The sequence below is a fragment of the Methylotetracoccus oryzae genome, from assembly GCF_006175985.1.
In the GTDB taxonomy this organism is placed as follows: Bacteria; Pseudomonadota; Gammaproteobacteria; order Methylococcales; family Methylococcaceae; genus Methylotetracoccus; species Methylotetracoccus oryzae.
Window position 1 is genome coordinate 1 of sequence record NZ_SRSH01000010.1, and the last position, 21,276, is coordinate 21,276.

Below are 21,276 nucleotides of genomic sequence, written 5' to 3' on the forward strand. Positions count from 1 at the left end.
AATCCGGGCGGAAATCGCCCTCTCAAACGCGGAATTTGCGTCACTAAAGTCCATTTTCGACGCCTGATTCTCCGCGGGATGCGTCCTTGCGCGTCAACTCGGAATTGTTCAGAGGTTCCCTAATTCATTGCTCGGTTTAATAACGTGCATGTGCGCACGACGTCAATACGTCACGGTTCACGCCACAGCGCTGCCGGGTCGATCATCTGCTGTGTTGTTCAGCCTGCGGCTTTGTGTCGGAACCGCCCGGTCTAATGAACTGCCGATAGCCGCAAATCCCGGCGTCGGCGCGCAACGTGGGACCGAGGCTCCTGAAAACGACCGCGCCGCGACGGCGGGGCTGCCGGGCTGAAGACCCGAAATCAGGCTTTGGTCACGTCGCGCGCGGCTTCTTCCAGCACCGCCTCCGGGACACCACGCTTTCTCAAGGCCTCGATCAGTCGGGCGGTCTGGCCCAACGTGTATCGCTCTTCGTCCCGGCGCAGGCCCTCGCTGACATATGACTTCAGCAGTGTCTGGTATCCGGAAAATCCGCGCAAGGGTGCGATCTCGCGCATCGATTCCACGACAGCCACGGGAATGCGCAGCGTGATCGAGGTCATCGGCCGGTCCTTGTCCAGTCTCTTTTTCAGGCGTTCACTCGGCATGGTGGTGTTCCTCTTCGGGCTCAACACGGCAGTGTTGAAGACGGTTCGCCACTCGGCCGCATCGTGCGGCGGAACCGCCTTAAACACAGCTTCGGAAATCTCACTTTGCTTACGACTCCCCTCAACAGTTAGGTAAGCAACGGGCCATTCCTTGACAAGCGAAAGGCTATAGAAGCGCATTCGCTCCTCGCCCTGAACCGAGAGATCGTCCAAGAAGCGGCTTGGGACGAGGACCGGATCCTGGCGCGCGGTGCGGCACTCTTTACCTTGGCGAAGATACTCTGGCCTCTGCCCCAACCGACGAGCCCTGACCAGTAGCTTAGCGGCAGTAGCGAGGGAACTGGCTACCGGTTGTGCCAGCCGACTCCGAGGAAGGAGGACCTGCGGACGTGACAATCAAGGTGGTGTTGGGCCGGATCGGGCGCAATGCCGGATATCGCGGTTTGGTCGCCGAGGACCTCTGGCAGCAGCAATGATACGACGCGGGCGCATGGCTCTGGCGATGAGCCGGTCTATGGGTCATGTTTGAGAGAAGATAAAAAAGCGTAAAATTTGATCTGTATACATGACAAAACATCGGCCATTATGCTAGGATCGGTTCATGCGAGTCTCAAAGGAAGAACTCATTGCCGTGCTGGCGCCGTTCAACCCCTGGTGGCGTGGCGAGCCCATAGCGGACCTGCCGACCTGGAGACGAGCGGCATGGCGGGAACTGAATCGATGGGTCACCAGCCCGCCGACCCACCGAGCCGTATTGGTATCGGGTGCAAGGCAGGTGGGCAAGACCACGCTGTTGATGCAGCAGATCGAGGCGCTTCTCGAACGAGGCGTTTCACCGGCGAACATTCTTTACGCCACTTTCGACCATCCGCTCCTGAAGCTGGCCGGCATCGACGCCGTCCTCGAGGCTTGGCGCGAACGTGAACCGCGCGTCGATGGTCCGGAATATCTGTTGCTCGACGAGGCGCAGTTCATCCGCGACTGGGGCACCTGGGTCAAGCATCAGACCGATTTCAATAAACAGCGCCGTATCGTCTTCACCGGCTCCACGATGCCGCTGGTGGAGGCGGAACAGGAATCCGGAGTGGGGCGCTGGCATACGATACGGCTAACCACCCTCTCGTTCTACGAGTACCTTCAGATCAAGAAACTGCAGCTGCCGGAACTACCGGCACTCCGCAGTCTGACGGAGTTGTTTGACTGGTCGCAGCCGGAGTTCTATCGAGCTCAGGAACTGGCTGCCCCTTATGTTGGCCACTTCCACGAGTACCTGATTCGAGGCGGTTTTCCGCAGACGGCGCAGGTCGAGAGCATCACGCAGGCGCAGCGCTTGCTCCGCGAGGACATCATCGACAAGGTCCTCAAGCGCGACATGACTGCTCTGTTCGGCGTGAGGCGAATCCTCGATCTGGAGCACACCTTTCTCTACCTCTGCATGCACGATGGCGGCTTGCTGAACATTTCCGACCTCTCCAGCAACCTGGAGGTCAAGAGGCCCACCGCGCAGCATTTCATCGAACTGCTGGAAGCCTGCCACTTGATCTATCGCCTTCCCCCATTCGGATACGGCAAGGACGTCCTGAAGGGCCGCTTCAAGGTCTACCTCGCCGACGCGACCATTGCGCCGGCGGTGCTACTCAAGGGCAAGAGCGTGATCGATGATGCGGCGGCTTTGGGTGTGGCGACCGAGACCGCCGTCTTCAAACACCTGTTCGCTCGCTTCTATCCCCAAAGCGTCCGTTTCACCTACTGGCACGGCAAACAGGGCCGCGAAGTCGATCTGGTTGCCGAGATCGGTCAGCAACTGATTCCCTTCGAGGTGAAATACCGGGCGCAGCACACGGGTGCGCGCGAGCTCAAGGGGCTGATCGAACTGTGCGAACAAAAGAAGATCGACCGGGGCTACGTCGTCACCAAGTCGCTGGATGATTTTGGCCTGATGACCGGATTGCCGCAGATCGGTGAAACCAGACCACAAATCATGCGCCTGCCGGCCCCGCTGCTGTGTTACTGGATGGGCGCATCGGAACTGACTCAAAAAGACGTGCCGGATTGATTCGATATTCGATACTCACCAAAGACGCGATCCCTTCGTCTCTGCGCCTGATTGAGCGCTTGCGGAGGGCGGGCCTGGCGGGTGGAGCTGATCTGCCTGGCCTTGCCGAACGTCGAGATCTTCCGACTAGGCGTGGCGGAACGGGTCGCTCATGGCGGCCACGATATCCCATTGGCTGACATTGCTCGGCGTTTCCCGCGGGGTCTGCATAACCTGCTGCAGGCATTTCCCCCGGGGGTCGATTCTGTGCGCTGCTTCATGAATGCCGGGGCTGAGCCGCACTTGGTTTTCGAGCAACGAGGCACCGGGCGCACCATTTTTCACCCGCGCTGGTTTGCCCATTTGATGCAGGAGTCTGAACGATGCATCCGCAATCCCCTTCCGATTCCGCCGACGGCAGCACCCCCACAGCGGACACCCTGGCCATGTTGGCCTGCCTGCGTTCTGCGGTGGCGGAAACGCTGGAGGGCAAGCGCCGGCTGGGACAGTATTTCGTGCAGTGGTCGCCGGAAGGCCCGCGCTTCAGCGGCCCTGATGCACCCGAGAAAGCGCAGCCGCCGAACGGGACCTGAATCTCATACAGCTCCGTCTGCTCAGGATCGGCGCGTTTCGTAACCTCAAGGCGCTGACACGGTGCTTTCCCAGAGAATTTGAATCCGCCGCTACCGCACCGGCCCCGCCGCGCAACGCGACCTGATCGAGACCGTGGGTCCGTTGCGCGAGAGGCTGGGTGATTAGAGCACTTCGTCGGAAACCCTGCCTCTAGGGTTCGCAGGTGCCTGTTTTCAGGCACTGAATCTTGTCGTTACGCCAGGTTTCGATCGCTGCCCACGGACCGAGAATCCGTTGCCTGTTGGAAAAGGGTTCAGTCGGATAGTTGCAGCCGCTCCACCATGCCGCCGGCTTGAAGAGCGTATTGGGCAGGTTGGTAACGGGATCGTTCTCGCAGAACATCGTGCCTGAATAGGCGACAGGGCGAGCCTGCAGATTGATGTAACCGGCGATGTCGAGAGCATCCTGGGTCTTCAGGGTGCCGGGCTTGCCAAACGGCATGTGGTTTCTGATCACGCCGGCAAGGTTCGGGGTCTGGATGTAGGCCGCGCCCATGGTCCACGCACGCCGACCCCAGAGCGAGGGCACGCGCGGACGCCCCTCGTCCGACCGCAGCTTGCCCATGCCTGGACCGTCGGCATCGTGGCACGAACTGCAGCCCCGATCTTTGTACAGCGCCTTGCCTCGGGTGGCATTGGCAGACATCGTCTTCCAGTTCGGGTCCACGATCGGCATAGCCTCGCCGGGCATCGTGCGCCATCCAGTGGACGTCTTCATGGCGGGGTCCGTGACGCTATCGCGTACCCAGTTGATGTAGGCGACGATCTTGTTCATCACGTCGCTGTCCTTGTCGATCACATTGCCGCCACCGCAGTTCTTGATGCAGTCATTGATCGCGTCCTTGAGATCGCGGTTGTAGTTAAAGCTCCGGAAGTAAGGGAGGCTCGTATATTTGTCCGGCGATTGGTACACGGGGTTACCGCCCGGGGTCTGTGCCGAACCGAAGTGACAGGAGGTGCAGGCGTTCGGCGATACGAAGATCGTCGAGCCGTCAGGGTTCTTGATGTTGCCATTGGGACCGATGGTGTTGGTCGTGTCATGGGTGTAGCTGAAGCCGTCGATCACATCCTGAGGAGCCTCATCGATATTGCGGCACTGCAGCCATGTCGCGTTTTCCTCGCAGTTCGGCACGACGATCTTGTCGCCCTTGCCATCAAGTCCCAGTGCCTGGCCGTCGGCGGAGCTGCCTCCGGAGAAGCTCGTGGCATTCGCTATGCCGCACATCAATGTGGCCAGCAGCGCTGAAGTTATTGTTCTCATTATGAACCCCCGTTCAAGGCGGAAAGAGTGGCCGTGTTGGTGACACGCCGAAGCGTGTTTTTGGGCGCGCCCGCCATTGGCTTTCATGGCCTCCGTCGACGCAATGCCCCGCTTGGTAAATGCGCTTTACGAACGGGAAGGTTCAAGTGCGTGCCCATGCACCTTGGAAATGACCCTGTCGTCATCGCTCTCGTGATGAAGTACACCGCACCATACGGCCGCACGGGAGTTCAAGATGCGAATGGAGGGTGCGAAAAGCCTGTTGCTCCAGTTAGTGTGAATAGGTTAGATACGAATATCCCCGACAGTGCCATCGGATTATCGTGTCTGAATCCAAACATTCTCGGGGTGGACAATAGCTCGCGTCAGAACCACAAGCGGATGCCGGTCGCTACCCGCAATTGCTCGGGGTCTCCCCCTTGGTCGCGGACCAGCGTCGCCGTCTCACCGAAGCTTTTCCCATACGAAACGCCGACATAGGGGGCAAATTCTCTCCAGAACTCATAGCGGATACGCAGGCCGAGTTCGAGTTCGTTGAATCCGGAACCGGTCGTGAATTCCGGGACTTTCTGGATCGCCGCGTTCGCCTCCATGCGGAGCTGCACAATCAGTTGCTGTGTCAGCAACAGGTCTTTGGTCATGGTCACCCGGGCGGACACCGCGCCGTTCTGGGCGACGAAGGCGAGGGCTTCCACGTCGTAGTCGTATGGCACTAGCCCTTGGATGCCGATCGTCAGCAGGCCGCGGACCACGCTGGCCTGCCGATACGTCTGGGCTTCGACGCGGCCGCCGATCTGGAAGTCGTAGTATTTCTGAAGGAAGCGGCCGTACAGCAGTTGAAAGTCGATGTCGTAGTCGGCCTTGAAGGCGGAGTCCTGTTGCCCTTCGCTTTTGAACCAGAGTCGGTTGTAGTCGCCGCCGTACCATCCTTCCATATCCCACCAGTACGAGGGGTTCTCGTTTTCTCCCCCGGCGTTGGAATCGTTCCCGCTTTGCGTCATCGAATGGGGGTTTGAACTCAAAAGGTTGGTCGGACGGTATTCCAGGATGTCGAACAACAGGAAGAGGTGCTGTGCCTCGTCGTCGACGGGAGAGGGCCAGTCCGGGTTTGACCAGTAGCCGGGCGGGATGGGACGGTTCCCGCGTCCCGTGTCGGGTGCCGCCTTACGCGACACGACTACCCTGGACGCTGACAGCTCAGCCGGCTGCGCGGAATGGCCCGCTTGGGCGTCCGTGCCGCCCAAGGCAATCAAGGTGCCGAGCAGCCAGCCGTGGACGCGGGCGTGACGCGGCACGGGCGGTCCTTAGGCGGCCGGGTCCGTTACGGCCACTACGCGGAACATCCCAGCCTCCATGTGCAGCAGTAAGTGACAGTGGAACGCCCAGCGGCCTGGTGCGTCCGCATGCACGGCGACCGAGAGGCGTTCGGCCGGTTTCACGATGACCGTGTGCTTGCGCGGCAGGAAGGCGCCATGGCCGTTCTCGAGTTCCATCCACATGCCGTGCAGGTGAAGTGGATGTTCCATCATCGTGTCGTTGACGAAAGTGAGCCGGACGCGCTCCCCGTAATGCAGATGGATCGGCGCGGGCGCATCGGAATATTTCTGACCGTCGAAGGACCATAGGTAGCGTTCCATCTGGCCGGTCAGGTGCAGCTCTATCTCCCGGCTTGGTTCGCGCCGGTCGATGTTCGGTGCCAGACTCGCCAGATCGGTGTAGGCCAGCACCCGGCGGCCGTCGCCGCCCAGCCCTCTGCCCGGTTCATGCATACGGTTCCAGGAATACTCCGCCACCTGCTGGTTTCCCGTTCCATGATCGTCGGGCCCATGTTTGACGGGCTCGGCGCCGGGAATGCGCGATCGTCGCGGTGTGGCGTCGAACTTTGTGCCTGAAGGCTGTTCGACAGGATGGTGATGCTCATGTCCCATCCCGGAGCCTGCGGCTTCCGGCATTACGATTTGCGCCGGCGGCATCGCCGTGTCCGACATGTCCATGTGCTCGTCTCCGCCCATGTCCATCCGCATGCCCATGTCTTCCATCGTGCGCGTCGGTCGCGGCCGACGCGGCGGAATTTCCGCGGTCATCCCGGGCCGCGGTGCCAGCGTGCCGCGGGCGTAGCCACTCCGATCCATGGTTTCGGCGAAAATCGTGTACGCACGGTCATGCGGAAGTTCGACGATGACGTCATAGGTTTCCGCCGGGCCGATCCGGAATTCATCCACGATGAACGGCTGGACGTTCTGTCCGTCGGCTTGCACGACGGTCATGGCGAGGTCGGGAATCCGGAGGTCGAAGAACGTCATGGAGGCCGCGTTGATGACGCGTAGACGCACCCGTTCGCCCGGGTCGAACAGCGCCGTCCAGTTGGTAGTCGGCGACCGGCCGTTCACCAGATAAACGGATGAGTAGCCCGTGATGTCGGCAAAGTCGGTAGGGTCCATGCGCATGCGGTCCCACCGGAGGTAGTCCTTCAGGGCCGGCAGCCACCCGACGCGCCCCGCATCCGCGAGCAACTCACTGGCCGTGCGCTTCTGGAAGTTGTAATAGCCCGCCCATTTCTTGAGATGTCCCATCCGCAGCTCGGGCGGCTCGGGACTCCAGTCCGACAACACGACGACATAGTCGCGGTCGTAGCGAAAGGGTTCGGGTACGGCCGGGTCGATGATGATGGCGCCATACATGCCGAGCAGTTCCTGGCAGCCTGAATGGCTGTGAAACCAATAGGTCCCGCTCTGTAGGATCGGGAACCGATAGACGAAGGTCTCGCCGGGTGGAATACCGCCGAAGGATACCCCGGGGACTCCATCCATCACGGCGGGAACCAGCAGCCCATGCCAGTGTATCGACGTCGGTTCATCCAGCTGATTCTTAACACGCAGCGTCACCCGCTGACCTTCACGAAGCCGTATGACCGGTCCCGGCACGGTGCCATTGATCGCCACGGCCTCGGCTGCCTGGTCATCGACGATGAAGTGGCGGTGACCAATCACCAGATCGATGACATCACCTTGCAGCGGGACTTGCGAACCGGTCAGGGCCAAGGAAGCCGGGGTGGGCGGTCTGGTGGCGCAACCGGAAAACCACCGGGCGGCTCCGGCTGAAACCCCAAGCGACATCGCACCCTGCAATATACGACGTCGGGACCGCTGCATACCGCGCATCGGCCAGGCCGGTTGCGGCAAGGACTTAAGGACTCATCGTGGCGGTTTGTGCCAGTTCGCGATGCAGCTCCGCCAGTTTCCGGTTTGCGTCTACCGATTGTTCATCGTTGCGGATCAGCACGTCGCAATGCTCTTCCAATCGATAGATGTTCTTGCCGTAAAGGAAACTCTTGGCCTTGTATTGCGCCAGCAGCCGTTGGTGCTCGGCCAATCGGGTCTGCGCCGCTTGCGCTGCCTCTTCGAAATGTCGCGCCAATGCGAGGTGGTCCGAGCTTGTCGTCGCCGTTTCAACGGCTTGCGTCATTGACATCGGGTGTGGGTCGGGTTGGGCGCAACCCGTCTGTAGAGCGGCAACCAGACACAGGCTTAACAGGGAACTGATCGTTTTACCCATGGGATTCCTCGCGCTGCATGCCGTTAAGAAACGCCGTTGGAACTCGGGGTGTGACGAACCCTGGAACCAGGCTGTAGGGTCGGCGTTCGATCACCTCGTCTTGCCTTGCACTGGCAAGACCCTCGTGTCCACTCGCAGCGCCAGCGGGGGGCTGCGTCTCTTCGCGCGATGAGCACGAACCGTCGTGTTGGTCGATTGCCGGCACGCAGGGAGGCTGTGTGATTGAATTCAGATGGTGTCAAGGAGAGCCGTTCTCAGCAAGTCCGTATCGTTACGGATGGTGCGGCCTGATGCCGCTGAGCGTTGACGCTCCGTCGTCGGGCGGATCTGTTGGATTGCCTCGGGTGCCCAAGGTCATCCGAGTCGTCTGCCTCGGCGGGGCGAAAAGATGACGCTCCGATCGATTCGGAACGAATGAAACGAGATTGTTGCGTTCAGGGATAACGATTTCGTCTCGCCGCGATGCGAACAACGAAATCGTTCAGCTCGCAAGGCGTGAGTGTGCCAATCCCCGATCAGGCGAAGTATCGCTTGATAATCGCTACATGACCCATCGAGCCAAAATACTCCCAGCCCTCCGCAGCAGCGCGGTCCATGGTCTTCTGCACGCCCAGCACATTCGTCACATCAACACGCTGATGCCGCTTGTCGATCAGGGCGTGGGCCCGCGAAATCGACCGGCCGCTCATGTGCAGCAACAATAGGGCCGCAATGATTACCAGCAATGCATTTCGGATGCGGTCTTGGCGTATGGTTTCTCCCGACTGAAAGGGGCGCGGAACAGTGTCGGCGCGGTGTTGCCATGGCAGCAGACGCTGCCCTCGGCGGTCAGGCTTGTCAGGAACAACCGGGATACGCAAGTCGCCGGTCTCGTCAGGTATCTTGAAACGGTCGCATGCGCTGGAGGAACGGGCCGAGTGGCGCTGAACAGGCCAACCCGGTGCATCAATACCTTGCAAACAGTGCATTCGGATGGTGGGCGCTTGCCAAAGCCGCCCAAGTCCACTAGTTTTTTGTGGGTTTCAAGGGTCACGCGGGTTTTGCCGACGCTCAGGCGGCGCGGTGCGCACGCTCAGTCCTTGCGATATTCCACCCGGCGACACTCACGGTGGTCCCGCGGAGCCGCGCCGAACCTGTTGATTCCGGGTCTACCGAGGAACCATTCGATGATGCACGATGCCCGACACCCCATGAACGGCGGAGCGCCATTGCCTGCCGCCCCGTTCGATGGCCAACTGCTCAACCGGCTGTGCAAGGAAACTCTCGCCGGCTCGGGCGACGAGGCCTTGCTGGCACGCCTGCAGCGGGCCTATCCGGAGTATCCGCTGCGGATTGCCCGCAAGGGGCACGAGTGGTACCGCCTGGGCGGCATCATCAAGCCCGACGGCGCGCGCGTCGCGCCGGATGTCAACGAGTGGGCGGAGCGCACTTTCATCGAGTGCGGACAGAACTTCAACACGCTGCTGGACCATTGCGAGACCGAGCGCTTCCTGGTCACGCAGCACAGCGGTGTCAGCCTGTACCTCGTTGCCGAGACCGGACCGAACGCCGAGGATTTCGTGCAGATCGAAGTGGATCGAACCCAGGAGTTCGCGCATCGCTATCTGATCGACGACGCGCAGTTGCCGGAGGATCTGGAGGAACTCATCGACCCGATCGATCCGGTCAACGTGGAACCCTTCGCGATCGGACCACCGCGTTATACCTATCGGCGCAAGACCGACGTCGCGCTGTTCATGCAGGAACTCGGGCGCCATCGCGCCGACCGTCACCCGGCTCAGCGGTTCATGGACGATTGGAACCGCAGCAGCGCCGGTGTGGACAAGCGCTTCTGCGAACCCTGGAGCCTGCGCCTGTTCCAGCATATCGGCCGTCACGGCGAGCAGATCATGAACGTCGAGATCGTGCGCAATCCGCTCGGCGATGTGCCCCGTCTGGAAAGCGCCGAAGGCCGGAAGGGCAAGGCGCTGGCGACCCTGATCGGGCGCTTCGACAGCCAGGCCGGCTATCCCTTCGCGTGGTACTTCCACATGTTGAAGGGGCTGGTTTCGCCGCATGTCGGCGAGGCAGTGAGCCGGGACCTGACCAACGACTACGCCTATCTGCCGGCCCGCGATGCCGCGATCGTGAAGGACTGGGCGGCTACTCCCTACTGTCTCTGAGTCAGCGCGCGCCGCAACGCCCGCCCTGAGCTGCCGGTTCCCGTCACCGCTCCGGGGGCCGGCGCGACCCACTCCCTCCAGGTCTCCGGCGGTGCTGCTGGAGTCTTTGTTTGAAATCTGACAAAGGCGCGGAATAGGGCGGGGCCCTGTGACTTTCCCGACAAGGTACCTTCCCCGGGTACCCTTCCCGATACAGGCCAAATTCCTCACTCCGCAGGCGGTTGAACCCCGGTCCTGACGGTGGCACAAGGCATGCTTGTTCGATAAGCGTAAATCGCTTCAGGACAAGACAGGCGTGAATGACTACCTGATGGTTTTGCTGGGCTCGGCGCTCGTCAACAACGTCGTGCTGGTCAAGTTTCTCGGCTTGTGCCCCTTCATGGGGGTATCCAAGAAGATCGACTCGGCCATCGGCATGGGACTGGCCACGACCTTCGTGCTGACCCTGACCGCCGTGGCCAGCTGGGTCATCGAGCACTTCATCCTGATCCCGCTCGGCATCGGTTTCCTGCGCATCCTGTCATTCATCCTGGTGATTGCGGCGGTCGTGCAGTTCACCGAGATGGTCGTGCGCAAAACCAGCCCGGTGCTGTATCAGGGACTGGGAATTTTCCTGCCGCTGATCACCACGAATTGCGCGGTGCTGGGTGTCGCCTTGCTGAACATTCAGCAGGACTACGACTTCCTGCACAGTGCACTGTTCGGATTTGGTTCGGCCCTGGGCTTCACGCTGGTGATGGCCCTTTTTGCCGGCATTCGGGAACGCATCGCGCTGCTGGCGGTTCCGGAAGTTTTCTCGGGCGCGCCCATCGCGTTCATCACCGCCGGCATTCTGTCGCTGGCATTCATGGGCTTCGCAGGCTTGAACACACACTAGCGTCGGATCGGGAAAGCGGATGTACATACTCTTCGCCATCATCAGTCTGACCGGAATGGGCCTGTGTCTCGGCTTTCTGCTCGGGGCCGCGGCGCGTTACCTCAAGGTGGAAGCCAACCCGTTGATCGAGGAGATCGAGGCCCTGATGCCCGGCTCCCAGTGCGGGCAGTGCGGCTACCCCGGCTGCCGGCCGGCGGCCGAGGCGCTGGTCGCGGGCGAGGCGCCGGCTACGCTGTGTCCGCCGGGCGGGCGGGCGCTGGCCGAGCAACTGGCGAACAAGTTGTCGATCGATCTCGATTTGTCGGATGTCGAAGACCAGGTGCCGATGGTCGCCCGCGTCGACGAATCCAACTGCATCGGCTGTACCCGGTGCTACAAGGTGTGCCCGACCGATGCGCTGGTCGGGGCTCCCAAGCAGATCCATGCGGTCGTCGCCGATGCCTGCATCGCCTGCGCCAAGTGTGTCGACGTCTGTCCGACCGAATGTCTTCGTATCCAGCCGGTCAAGGTCACGCTGCGCAACTGGCGCTGGCCCAACCCCGAAGCGGCTCCGGCCAAGGCGGCATGACCATGTGGCCCTTCGCTTTGACTACCTTCTGGTCCCGCCCGAAAATTCGCGGCGGTGTTCATCCCGAGCCGCGCAAGGAGGCGACCGCCGGACTGTCGATCGATAGCGACTTCCCGTTGCCGGAGAAGCTCTACCTGTCGCTGCAGCAGCATGTCGGGCAGCCCGCCGAGCCGGTCGTCCGGGTCGGAGATCGGGTCCGCAAGGGACAGTTACTGGCGGCGGGTCAGGGGAATATCTCCGCGCCGGTTCATGCGCCGACCTCGGGGATCGTCTTCGACCTGATGGATTTTCCGGCCGCACACCCTTCGGCCTTGCCGACGCCGACTCTGGTGCTGGAGCCCGATGGCGAGGATCAGTGGCTGGAGGTACTCGATGCGGCCGACCCGTTCAGTCTGAGCCCCGAGGAGATTGCGCGGCGCGTCGGTGCGGCGGGCATCGTCGGCATGGGCGGTGCCGCGTTTCCGTCGGCTGTCAAGCTGAACCTGGGCCGCCGGAACCGGATCGAAACCCTGCTGATCAACGGCGGCGAATGCGAACCCTATCTGACCTGCGACGATCGCTTGATGCGCGAACGCGCGGCTGACATCGTCGACGGCATCCGCATCATGCTGCGGGCCCTGGAATGCAGCCGCGCCATCGTAGGTATCGAGGACAACAAGCCTGAGGCCTATGCCGCGATGTGCGAGGCAGCGGGGCCGTTCGCCGATGCGGTCGAAGTCGCCCTGGTGCCGTCACTCTATCCGATGGGCTGGGACAAACAACTGATCGGCTACCTGACCGGCAAGGAAGTCCCGGCCGACGGCCGCTCCGCCGATGTTGGCGTGCTGATGCATAACGTCGCCACGGCCTATGCGATCCAGCAGGCCATCCGCTTCGGCAAGCCGCTGATCAGCCGTGTCGTGACCGTCTCCGGCAAGGCGGTCGGGACCCCGCGGAATGTCGAGGCGCCGATCGGGACACCGCTGGCCGACCTGCTCGCTTACTGCGGGCTCGAGCCCGAGACGGCCACCCGCTACATCATGGGCGGGCCGATGATGGGCGACGTGCTGCCGCACCCCAACGTCCCGCTGGTCAAGGGCGCTTGCGGCATACTCGCGCTGACCGACGCGGAAGTCGCCGCATCCGATGCGAAGGCCTGCATCCGCTGTTCCCGCTGCGTTGCCGCCTGTCCCGCCGGCCTGATGCCGCTGGAGATGATGACGCGCATTCGGGCGGGGCAACTCGAATCCGCCGTCGGCTACGGGCTCAAGGACTGCATCAGCTGCGGGTCGTGCTCTTATGTGTGTCCCTCGGAAATCCCGCTGGTCCAGTATTTCAAATACGCGAGCAGCGAGCTGATCGCGCGGCAACAGGCACAGCTCAAGGCCGAGCAGACCAAGCGCCTGGCGGAGGAAAAACAGGAGCGGATCGCCCGCTACAAGGCCGAGCAGGCTGCCTTGGCTGCTGCCCGCCGGGCCAAGAGCCAGCAGCGCAAGGCGGAGGAAGCGGCATGAGCCGCCGCCTGCCAGCCCTGCGGCTCGTCCAGCCCGACAGCCAGGTCCAGGCGATCATGGGCCAGGTCATGCTGGCCCTGGTGCCGGCTACGGCCTTCGGCCTGTTCCTGTTCGGGCTTCCGGCGATGTTCCTGTTCGCCGTGACCGTGCTGGCCGCATTGGGCTTCGAAGGGATTTGCCTCTCACTGGCCGGGAAACCGGTCAGGGCTACACTGCTGGATGGATCGGCCGTGCTGACGGGATGGCTGATCGCGATGACCCTGCCGCCCTGGGCTCCCTGGTGGATCGGTGTGGTGGGCTCGGGTCTGGCGATCGTGGTCGGTAAGCAGGTATTCGGCGGCCTTGGCCAGAATATCTTCAACCCTGCCATGCTGGCGCGCGTCGCGCTACTGGTGTCGTTCCCGCTGGAGATGACCACCTGGGTCGATCCCGCCCCGCCGTTGTCGCCCGGGGCGCCCGCTTGGTTCGACAGCCTGGCGATCACCTTCGGTGCTTCCGGTGTGCCGGATGGCGTCACCGGAGCCACCCTGATCGGCCATATCAAGACCGAATTCTCTCAGGGCCGCCGGCTTGGCGAGGCCCTCGTCAGTGGCGATTACGGTGCGCTGAAATCCTTCCTGGGCTGGATCCGGGGCAGCATGGGGGAGACCTCGGCCGCGCTGTTGCTCCTCGGCGGCATCTGGATGATTCGCCGGAAGCTCATCACCTGGCACATTCCGGTTGCCATGCTGTTGACGGTCGCCGTGCTGGCCAGCCTCTTCGCCCTGATCGACGGCGACCGCTACCCGGGTCCGCTATTCCACCTGTTCTCGGGGGCCCTGATGCTGGCCGCGTTCTTCATCGCGACCGACTACGTGACGTCGCCGAGCAGCCCGGTCGGGCAGCTCATTTTCGGCGCCGGATGCGGGTTGATCGTCTTCGTGATCCGCACCTGGGGTGGCTATCCCGAGGGTGTCGGCTTTGCCGTGCTGCTGATGAATGCGATGACACCGACCATCGACCACTACGTGCGTCCGCGGATCTATGGCCGCGATCGCAAGGGAAGGCCTCTGGATCTGCCCGCGGGTAACGACGGATGAGCATCGATCAGGCACGCCTGCGGGAGATCGCTGCGGACCGCTGGCAGTCGCTGCGGCGGCAATTCGACGATCTCGACACCCTGCGCCAGCGGCTCGACTATCAGACTTACGTGCTGGCGGCAGCCGCCTTGTTGGCCAGCGTGTTGCTGGGGGTGGGCGATCTGGCCACGAAGGGCTCGATCGAGCGTCGCCAGGCCGAAGACCTGCTCGCGACGCTGGAACAGGTGCTGCCGTCTGGCCTCTACGACAACGATCTGCTGCGGGACTCGGGCACGGTTGCCGATACCGGGGAACAGGGCCTCGGTGTGGTGCCGGTATATGTGGCCCGCAAGGGCGGTGCGGTGACCGCGGTGGCTTTCAAACTGTCCGCCAAGGGCGGGTATTCTGGCCCAATCGCGCTGGTCATGGGCGTCAGTGCTGACGGGGTGGTGCTTGGAACGCGCGTCGTCGCCCACGCTGAAACGCCGGGACTGGGCGACAAGATCGAACGCAACAAGTCGGACTGGATCACCTTCTTCGACGGACGTTCCCTGGAGAACACCTCACCCGAGCGCTGGCGCGTCAAGAAGGACGGCGGCGATTTCGACCAGTTTGCCGGCGCGACGATCACGCCGCGGGCGGTCGTCGGCGGCGTTCAGGCTGGCCTCAAGTTCTTTCAGCGGCACCGGGACGAGCTGCTTTCTCCTCGCTGATGCGGTGATGCCATGAATCAAGAGTTCCGGAAAATTGCCCGCGACGGCTTGTGGGACAACAACATCGTCTTCAGCCAGAGCATCGGTCTATGCCCGCTGCTGGCGGTCACCGGCACCGCGACCAACGGCCTCGGCATGGGGCTCGCGACGGCCGCCGTCATGGTGGTCTGCAATGTCCTGATATCCCACGGACGGGCGTTGATCCCGCCGGAGATCCGCATTCCGATCTTCGTCGTGCTGATCGCCATGGTCGTCACGCTGGTGGACATGGTCATGAATGCGTGGCTGCATGAAATGCACAAGGTACTGGGACTGTTCATCCCGCTGATCGTCACGAATTGCGCGATTCTGGGTCGCGTCGAAGCCTTCGCCTCGCGCCGGCCGCTGGCCCAGTCGGCGGCGGACGGTCTGATGATGGGCCTCGGGTTCACGCTGGCACTGGTGGTCCTGGGCGCCGCGCGCGAGATCGTCGGCGCCGGTACGCTGTTCGCCGATGCCGCGTTACTGATGGGTGACTCCTTCGCCTGGCTGGAGACCGTCGTGATCGACCCCTACCGCGGCTTTTTGTTGATGGCCCTGCCGCCGGGCGGGTTCCTGATGCTGGGCTTCATCCTGGCCGGCAAGAAGTTGATCGATCGCCGGCTGGCAGCCAGACAGCAACGGGCGATGCCGATCGGCGACTCGCTGGCAGAAAATTCCTGACGGGTATCCGGCATGAATGTAGGTGTGTGTTACGCTGATTCGGACCGCCAGCTCTGGCTCAGGATGGATGTGCCGGAGGACAGTTCGGTCGAGCAGGCGATCCTGCGCTCGGGCATACTGAAGCGGTTCCCCGAGATCGATCTGGCGACGCAGAAGGTCGGAATTTTCGGTAAGCTCGTCAAACTCGATGCCCCGGTGAAGGAGGGGGACCGCATCGAAATCTATCGGCCGATCATCGCCGACCCCAAGACGGTCCGGCGGCGCCGGATCGGCGATGATGATGACGAGGACGACGACGACTGATCGTCTGCCTGAGAGGCCGCGGCCTGGGGTCAATCACGACAACGTTAACCTGGACATATCGGAATAATGAAAGGCGACAGCAAAGTCATCGAATACCTGAATCGCGTACTGCTGAACGAACTCACGGCGATCAATCAGTATTTTCTCCACGCCCGCATGTTCAAGAACTGGGGCTTCAAGAAGCTCAACGAACACGAATACAAGGAATCGATCGACGAGATGAAGCACGCCGATCTGGTGATCGAGCGCGTGTTGTTCCTCGAAGGCCTGCCCAACCTGCAGGACCTCGGTAAGCTGCGCATCGGCGAGAACGTCAAGGAGTGCCTAAGCTGCGACCTGCTGCTGGAGCATGACGCGCTGCCGGTGCTGAAGGAGGCGATCGCCCATTGCGAGAGCGTCGGCGACTACGTCAGCCGCGAACTCTTCGAGCACATCCTGGAGAGCGAGGAAGAGCACGTCGACTGGCTGGAAACGCAGTTGGGCCTGATTCAGGCGATCGGTCTCGAGAATTACCTGCAGTCCGGCGTGTGACCGGACGGCCACCAGGCCCGCGTGCGCGTTCGCTGTGGTGCGCTGTGAGCCGGGTGCCGTAGTCCTGTTGTCGGGGCCGTTTACGGAACGTTCTCGGGACCCACGATTGCCTGCGATCCGGAGGGGGAGAAATGAGCGAACAGAGCTGGGACAAGCGGGGTGAAGCGATCTGTGCGCGTCTCGTGACCGAGATGCACAAACTGGGTTTCATGCCCGGGCAGTTGCGTGACACCCCGGTTTACGCCCAGGCGGCGTTCGAGACCGCCCGCGACCCTTACAGCGGCGGGAACACACTGTGCGCATCCTGGAAGAATGCGGCGGGCTCGCGCGTGGGATTGATGAAATTCCATGGCGACGGCTCGTTCTATGCCGAGTACGACGTGGTTCAGCCGCATCCGCGCGATCCTCGCTGGTTCGTGGAAAGCGTGGTGGCCTGGGGGCGCGACGAGGTCATCAAGAGCGAGGCCAAGCTCCTGCCCGCACTCGGGGAATGAGTTCGGGCATGGCGCAGCCCCTCCCCCACGGCCGCCGCCCTTCTCGCTATCGGCCGATTCGCGTGGCGAGCGCCGCCTCACGCGGCCGCTGATGCCCGATCCCTTCGAGATCTACGATCTGCTGCAGGACTACGCGGCCGGCCCGGAGCCGGTCCGGGCCGTGGTGATCGGTCTGGTGTGGACCTATTGCGAGGCGGAAGCCGTCGGTCTGGCGATGAGTCCGGGTATCCCGACGCGCACCCTGAGCTGGGCCGGGACGCTGCGCGGCCGGTCACTGACGGATCTGGCGACCTGGGTGCGCGAGTTCGAACCCTATCGGGCGGCAGTGGGCATGGCAGCCGTCAACGCCGGCCTCAATCGTTACGATGCGATTCCGGCCTCCGTGCTGCTCGAGCCCCGCGCCGGCAGCGCCAACAATCTGGCGGTGTTCGAGCATTTTCTGCCGGAGCTCAGGGGCCGCAACGTCGTGGTCGTCGGGCGTTACCCGGGGCTCGATCGATTTGCTGCGGCGCATGACCTCGATCTGACGGTGCTGGAGCGGCAACCCGGCGATGGGGATCTGCCGGATTCGGCCTGCGAGTATCTGCTACCGCGCGCGGATTGGGTTTTCATGACTGCTACGTCACTGATAAACAAGACCTTTCCGCGGCTGGCGGCTTTGGCCCGCGATGCCGTCACGGTGTTGATGGGGCCCACGACCCCATGGCTTCCCGACCTCTACCACTTCGGCATCGATTACCTCGCGGGCGTCGAAGTGGTCGATCCGGAGCAACTGCGCCATACCATCGGTGAAGGCGGAGGCGTCCGAATTTTCGACGGTCCGGTGCGGTATCGGGTGGCGGCGATCGGCATCGACCAGAGCAAGGTGTGGGCGCGCCGACTGATCGCCGAGACCGTGGCGGAACGGGAGCAACTGAATCAGGACATGGACGCCTGGTACCGGAACGGAACCGCGCGGCGCTTTCCGCGCCTGGCCCAGCTGGAAGTCGCGACGCAGCGCCTGTCCCGCCTCGATACCTGTTTCAAGCGGCTTTGGGATGAAAAGCCCGACGTGCATCCGTTGCCGAGCGGTAAGCCGTGCCAGCACTGAATTCGGGTGATGTGCCCGGTACCCCGTTCTCCGCCAGCGGCGGAGTTTTGCCAACAACCCGGATACGGCCGCGATGACCGACGACACCTTGAACGACAACCGCGTGATCCTCTGTCACTTCGACACCTATAGCACGGCGCTGGTGTTTGCCCGCTATGGCACCTCGGTACTGGCGCCGGCACCGCTGCCGGAAGGCGCGGTACCCCTGGCGGTCCTGCCGGAGAGCGAGGCGCGCCACGAGCCCGAGGCTGCGCTGGCCGCCTTGATTGCCCGCTTCGGGCTAAATCCCGCCGAATTGGCTCTGGTCGACGGTTTCGAGGAATGGCTGTCCGACGGCGGCCGGCCCATCCGCGTTCACGTGGCGCAGTTCAAGACCTTCGAAGCGCCCCGATCCGCGCTCGCACCGCATGGCGGCGTGTTCAAGCCGATCAGCGAACTCCGCGGGACGGCGCCGGTCGAGTTGAACCTGTTGCGGCGGGTCTTCAACCTGTTCATGGGCGGCCGGTAGCAGGCCTTGCTGCCAAGCGCCCAGGCGACCTAGGGGCAAGGTCGCGGCGGGCGCCCCATGGCGGACGAGCGGGGGAGCCCTGCGTTATTCAGGGCCTCCCGACATGCAGGGATGAAGCTCTCCGTGGGAGCGTGGAATGCGGGAGGGAGGCGGCTCCGCCCCCGCGGCGGTTCAGTCCGCTTCGTCTATCCAGGCCATCTGGATCGCCTCCAGCACTTTCTCGTTGCACTTCTCGGCGCTGTCCTCGAAACCCTCCAGGGCCAGGATCCAGGTCAGCAGATCGGTGAAACGGACATACCGGGGATCCACGTCGGAATGCTTGTCGGCCAATGCGATCGCGATGTCGAGACTGTCGCTCCACTTCATGTCATTACCTCGATGGGAAGTTGATCAGGCAGGTTTCGTAAGACCGGAGGCGCGGCGCGGGCGAGTCATGCGCGACCGTCACGTCAGGGAAGTGGACGACGTTGGCTTGCCGCGCGCAGCAACTGCAGACATTCCAGGCTTGCGGCCATGTCCAGCGCGGTCAGATCGTCCTGGTTCGGCAGTGCCCACTGGGCGCCGGCCGCCAGCAACTGTGCGACGACGGCGCTCTTGCCGCTGGATGCGGCATACATCAGGCAGGTGGCACCCGTCGCGTTCTGGTGGTCGATGGCGATGCCGTGTGCGAGCAGCCGGTCGATGATAACCGGATCACCGTGGTAGCAGGCCAGCCAGAGCGCGTTGTTGCCGTCCTGATTCACCGCATCCAGCGTGGCCCCGGCGGCAATCAGACTATCCACGATATCCCTGTGTCCGAGACGGCACGCCTGCATCAACGGCGTCATGCCATGCTCGATCGAGCCCGCCAGGTTCGTTCCGTCGAAGCCCTGGGCCAGTAGCCACGCCGTCAGGGCAGGATCGTCCGGATCCAGGGGGGCGATTTCGGTATCGGACATCGTTTCCGGCTCCGGGTAGTCTTTTCAATCCCGCTCTGCGTAGGGCGCGGAGCTGATAATGCGGCTGTCGGTGATCGGGTAACCCACCGTGAAGTGGTACAGGGACTGATAAGTCCGGCCGGTCAGCCCGAGCAGTTCATGAAAACTGTCGTCGAAGAAGCAGCCTATCCCCGTGCCACGCAGCCCCCGGGCTTCGGCTTCCAGATAGAGGGCCTGGCCGAGGAGGCCGGCTTCCCAGTGGAGCTCCCGGTAGAGCCAGGGGGCGGGCTGCAGTGCGGCTTCGTACTCCGCCAACATACCCAGCGCGAACGCGCTGTCGGTGGCGATGGCCTGATGGCAATGGATCGTTTTGGCGATGGACCCGCAGTGACCCGCAGCCAGTCGGAACAGGGGCAGGTGTTCCGGACATCCAGTGGGCCGCTGCCAGTCGAAACTCGGGTTCAGGGCGGCGCGCAGCGCCTCTGCCGCGCCGGCCGCGCGGGGCAGTATGTAGAGTCCCGGCTCCAGGTCCTCCACGCGGTGGACCATCAGCGCGAGATGCATACGGGCCGGAAAACGCCAGACATCCCACGGGGGCAGGGCGCGCGGCAGCAGGGTGTCCAGCAGGTCGTAGAAGGTGTCGCGAGCGAGCGCTTTGCCGCTGTCGAAACGCTGGGCGCTGCGCCGCTGGCGAATCAACGTTGCTGCGGGGGTTGGATCGGTTTTTGCGGCGAGGGGCGGGAAGGTCTCGCCGGCAGCCTGCCGGGGACTTTCGCCCGCCCTGCGCGTCGCCTCCGCGACCTCGTCGATCACCGGCCAGTGATACATGGGATGGCGGTCCAGCACATTGGCCGTTCCGTACCACGTGTCGGCGCCCGCGCGGGTTGCGGGATCGATCGGTAAATCCGGAAGCGTCGGGTCGCGTCGGTCCGTCACCACTTCGAGCAGCACTTCGGCCTCTTCGGATTCGACGCCGACGAAATCCTGCCGTCGATCCAGACCCAGGCGTCGTGCGATCTGCGCCCAGTCCGCGCTTTCGACGACCCTGAGCTGCCAGCCCAGGGCCGCGGCGGCGTAGCGCAGCGCACCGATGGCATGTCCGAGATCCAGCTGACAATAACGGAATGCGCGCTCGCCGTATTTCCAGGCTTCGCGCCAATGAATCGAGCTCAGGCCGATCAACAGTTCCGGAGGCTGGTCGAGCCCCGCTGCTGGGCCGGACCCGCGGCGGCGTTCCAGGCTGTGGTTCTCGCAGCGGTAGTGATAGAGGCCGTCATCCAGCGGCTCGATGCCGCGGCACAGCAGGTAGCTCTCGGTCGGATGCAGGTTGCCGCTGGAGGGGTTGCAGCGCACGGCCCAGCGATCGGGACCGTAGGTCTTCCACGCCGACAGGCCCAGCGATAGCTCGAACAACAGGCCGATGGTTTCGAGCGAGACGGGTTGTGGCGCCACGCTGCCCGGCTGACTTAAGGCGCTAAACGGCGTCGTCAGCGTATCGGCGAGCAAAGGCAGGGACAGTCGGGCGCAGCCGTCGAAGTGCCGGAACGGATCGGGTTGGCCGCTCCAGTCCAGCGCCTCCGGACCGCGGGCATAGCCCGACACGCGATGTTTGGTCCGCTCATGGTAGGCGAGGACGCGCGCCAGGCGACTCTCGAGCGTGTCGGCGTCGCCGGTACCGAGCGAGCCGCCCTGGATCGGCGTGAAAACGCGGCGATAACGCTGCACTTTTT

25 protein-coding genes are annotated in these 21,276 nt (G+C 63.1%); 15 read left to right on the forward strand and 10 right to left on the reverse strand.

The window, feature by feature from the left end; genetic code table 11:
* Positions 1-362: 362 nt before the first annotated feature.
* A complete protein-coding gene (locus tag BWR02_RS21285; RefSeq protein WP_236102162.1) occupies positions 363-827 on the reverse strand; it encodes a hypothetical protein in 465 nt (154 codons plus the stop codon).
* A 12-nt stretch (positions 828-839) separates the two neighbouring features.
* On the opposite strand from BWR02_RS21285, the gene BWR02_RS21645 reads away from it, so the two are divergent.
* Both BWR02_RS21645 and BWR02_RS11190 read left to right on the forward strand, forming a co-directional pair.
* The gene (locus BWR02_RS21645; RefSeq protein WP_407941072.1) at positions 840-965 is read left to right on the forward strand and encodes a hypothetical protein; all 126 of its coding nucleotides are present in this window, start codon (positions 840-842) and stop codon (positions 963-965) included.
* 283 nt (positions 966-1,248) lie between these two features.
* On the forward strand, positions 1,249-2,703 hold the full coding sequence (locus BWR02_RS11190; protein ID WP_139557867.1) for an ATP-binding protein: 1,455 nt from the start codon (positions 1,249-1,251) through the stop codon (positions 2,701-2,703).
* A gap of 126 nt (positions 2,704-2,829) precedes the next feature.
* Here the strand turns inward: BWR02_RS11190 and BWR02_RS11195 are convergent, their stop codons facing one another.
* Entirely contained in the window at positions 2,830-3,045 is a 216-nt protein-coding gene (locus tag BWR02_RS11195; RefSeq protein ID WP_139557868.1) for a hypothetical protein, read from the reverse strand.
* Positions 3,046-3,065: 20 nt separating this feature from the next.
* Here BWR02_RS11195 and BWR02_RS11200 point away from each other — a divergent pair, with 20 nt between their 5' ends.
* Positions 3,066-3,275: a hypothetical protein gene (locus BWR02_RS11200; RefSeq protein WP_139557869.1), complete on the forward strand. Its 210-nt coding sequence runs from the start codon at positions 3,066-3,068 to the stop codon at positions 3,273-3,275.
* 190 nt (positions 3,276-3,465) lie between these two features.
* Here BWR02_RS11200 and BWR02_RS11205 read toward each other — a convergent pair whose 3' ends face one another.
* The 5 genes from BWR02_RS11205 to BWR02_RS11225 form a co-directional block, all read right to left on the reverse strand.
* Positions 3,466-4,662, reverse strand: coding sequence for a c-type cytochrome (locus BWR02_RS11205; protein ID WP_139557870.1), 1,197 nt, complete (start codon positions 4,660-4,662; stop codon positions 3,466-3,468).
* A 278-nt stretch (positions 4,663-4,940) separates the two neighbouring features.
* Positions 4,941-5,870, reverse strand: a complete 930-nt coding sequence (locus tag BWR02_RS11210; RefSeq protein WP_139557871.1) for a copper resistance protein B — start codon at positions 5,868-5,870, stop codon at positions 4,941-4,943.
* Between the two features lie 9 nt (positions 5,871-5,879).
* Complete coding sequence (locus BWR02_RS11215) at positions 5,880-7,736, reverse strand: copper resistance system multicopper oxidase (protein ID WP_201276247.1); 1,857 nt, start codon at positions 7,734-7,736, stop codon at positions 5,880-5,882.
* 25 nt (positions 7,737-7,761) lie between these two features.
* Positions 7,762-8,046, reverse strand: coding sequence for a hypothetical protein (locus BWR02_RS11220; protein WP_139557873.1), 285 nt, complete (start codon positions 8,044-8,046; stop codon positions 7,762-7,764).
* Positions 8,047-8,645: 599 nt separating this feature from the next.
* Complete coding sequence (locus BWR02_RS11225) at positions 8,646-9,098, reverse strand: hypothetical protein (protein ID WP_139557874.1); 453 nt, start codon at positions 9,096-9,098, stop codon at positions 8,646-8,648.
* A gap of 198 nt (positions 9,099-9,296) precedes the next feature.
* On the opposite strand from BWR02_RS11225, the gene BWR02_RS11230 reads away from it, so the two are divergent.
* The 12 genes from BWR02_RS11230 (at position 9,297) to BWR02_RS11285 (ending at position 18,629) form a co-directional block, all read left to right on the forward strand.
* Positions 9,297-10,292, forward strand: coding sequence for a hypothetical protein (locus BWR02_RS11230; protein ID WP_328591521.1), 996 nt, complete (start codon positions 9,297-9,299; stop codon positions 10,290-10,292).
* A gap of 295 nt (positions 10,293-10,587) precedes the next feature.
* The gene (rsxA, locus tag BWR02_RS11235; RefSeq protein ID WP_139557875.1) at positions 10,588-11,169 is read left to right on the forward strand and encodes an electron transport complex subunit RsxA; all 582 of its coding nucleotides are present in this window, start codon (positions 10,588-10,590) and stop codon (positions 11,167-11,169) included.
* 19 nt (positions 11,170-11,188) lie between these two features.
* Positions 11,189-11,737, forward strand: coding sequence for an RnfABCDGE type electron transport complex subunit B (locus BWR02_RS11240; RefSeq protein ID WP_129883058.1), 549 nt, complete (start codon positions 11,189-11,191; stop codon positions 11,735-11,737).
* Between the two features lie 2 nt (positions 11,738-11,739).
* Positions 11,740-13,230, forward strand: coding sequence for an electron transport complex subunit RsxC (rsxC, locus tag BWR02_RS11245; protein ID WP_139557876.1), 1,491 nt, complete (start codon positions 11,740-11,742; stop codon positions 13,228-13,230).
* Positions 13,227-14,309 (forward strand): RnfABCDGE type electron transport complex subunit D, encoded by a 1,083-nt coding sequence (locus BWR02_RS11250; RefSeq protein WP_139557877.1) that lies wholly within the window; start codon positions 13,227-13,229, stop codon positions 14,307-14,309. The genes rsxC and BWR02_RS11250 overlap by 4 nt, the downstream gene beginning before the upstream one ends.
* Entirely contained in the window at positions 14,306-15,001 is a 696-nt protein-coding gene (gene rsxG, locus BWR02_RS11255; RefSeq protein WP_139557878.1) for an electron transport complex subunit RsxG, read from the forward strand. Before BWR02_RS11250 ends, rsxG begins: the two co-directional genes overlap by 4 nt.
* 12 nt (positions 15,002-15,013) lie before the next feature.
* Entirely contained in the window at positions 15,014-15,703 is a 690-nt protein-coding gene (locus BWR02_RS11260) for an electron transport complex subunit E (protein WP_129883062.1), read from the forward strand.
* A gap of 12 nt (positions 15,704-15,715) precedes the next feature.
* Complete coding sequence (locus tag BWR02_RS11265; RefSeq protein ID WP_129883063.1) at positions 15,716-16,006, forward strand: RnfH family protein; 291 nt, start codon at positions 15,716-15,718, stop codon at positions 16,004-16,006.
* 66 nt (positions 16,007-16,072) lie between these two features.
* Complete coding sequence (bfr, locus tag BWR02_RS11270) at positions 16,073-16,537, forward strand: bacterioferritin (RefSeq protein WP_139557879.1); 465 nt, start codon at positions 16,073-16,075, stop codon at positions 16,535-16,537.
* Between the two features lie 131 nt (positions 16,538-16,668).
* Positions 16,669-17,031, forward strand: a complete 363-nt coding sequence (locus BWR02_RS11275; protein ID WP_139557880.1) for a hypothetical protein — start codon at positions 16,669-16,671, stop codon at positions 17,029-17,031.
* Between the two features lie 91 nt (positions 17,032-17,122).
* On the forward strand, positions 17,123-18,121 hold the full coding sequence (locus tag BWR02_RS11280) for a DUF364 domain-containing protein (protein WP_139557881.1): 999 nt from the start codon (positions 17,123-17,125) through the stop codon (positions 18,119-18,121).
* A 73-nt stretch (positions 18,122-18,194) separates the two neighbouring features.
* On the forward strand, positions 18,195-18,629 hold the full coding sequence (locus BWR02_RS11285) for a hypothetical protein (protein ID WP_139557882.1): 435 nt from the start codon (positions 18,195-18,197) through the stop codon (positions 18,627-18,629).
* Positions 18,630-18,800: 171 nt separating this feature from the next.
* Here BWR02_RS11285 and iscX read toward each other — a convergent pair whose 3' ends face one another.
* The 3 genes from iscX to BWR02_RS11300 all read right to left on the reverse strand — a co-directional run bounded on the left by iscX (position 18,801) and on the right by BWR02_RS11300 (position 21,271).
* Entirely contained in the window at positions 18,801-18,995 is a 195-nt protein-coding gene (iscX, locus tag BWR02_RS11290) for a Fe-S cluster assembly protein IscX (protein WP_139557883.1), read from the reverse strand.
* Positions 18,996-19,078: 83 nt separating this feature from the next.
* Positions 19,079-19,567, reverse strand: a complete 489-nt coding sequence (locus BWR02_RS11295; protein WP_139557884.1) for an ankyrin repeat domain-containing protein — start codon at positions 19,565-19,567, stop codon at positions 19,079-19,081.
* A 24-nt stretch (positions 19,568-19,591) separates the two neighbouring features.
* Positions 19,592-21,271 carry a nitroreductase family protein gene (locus tag BWR02_RS11300; protein ID WP_236102164.1) on the reverse strand — a complete coding sequence of 560 codons (1,680 nt, stop codon included), beginning with the start codon at positions 21,269-21,271 and terminating at the stop codon, positions 19,592-19,594.
* Positions 21,272-21,276 lie beyond the last annotated feature (5 nt).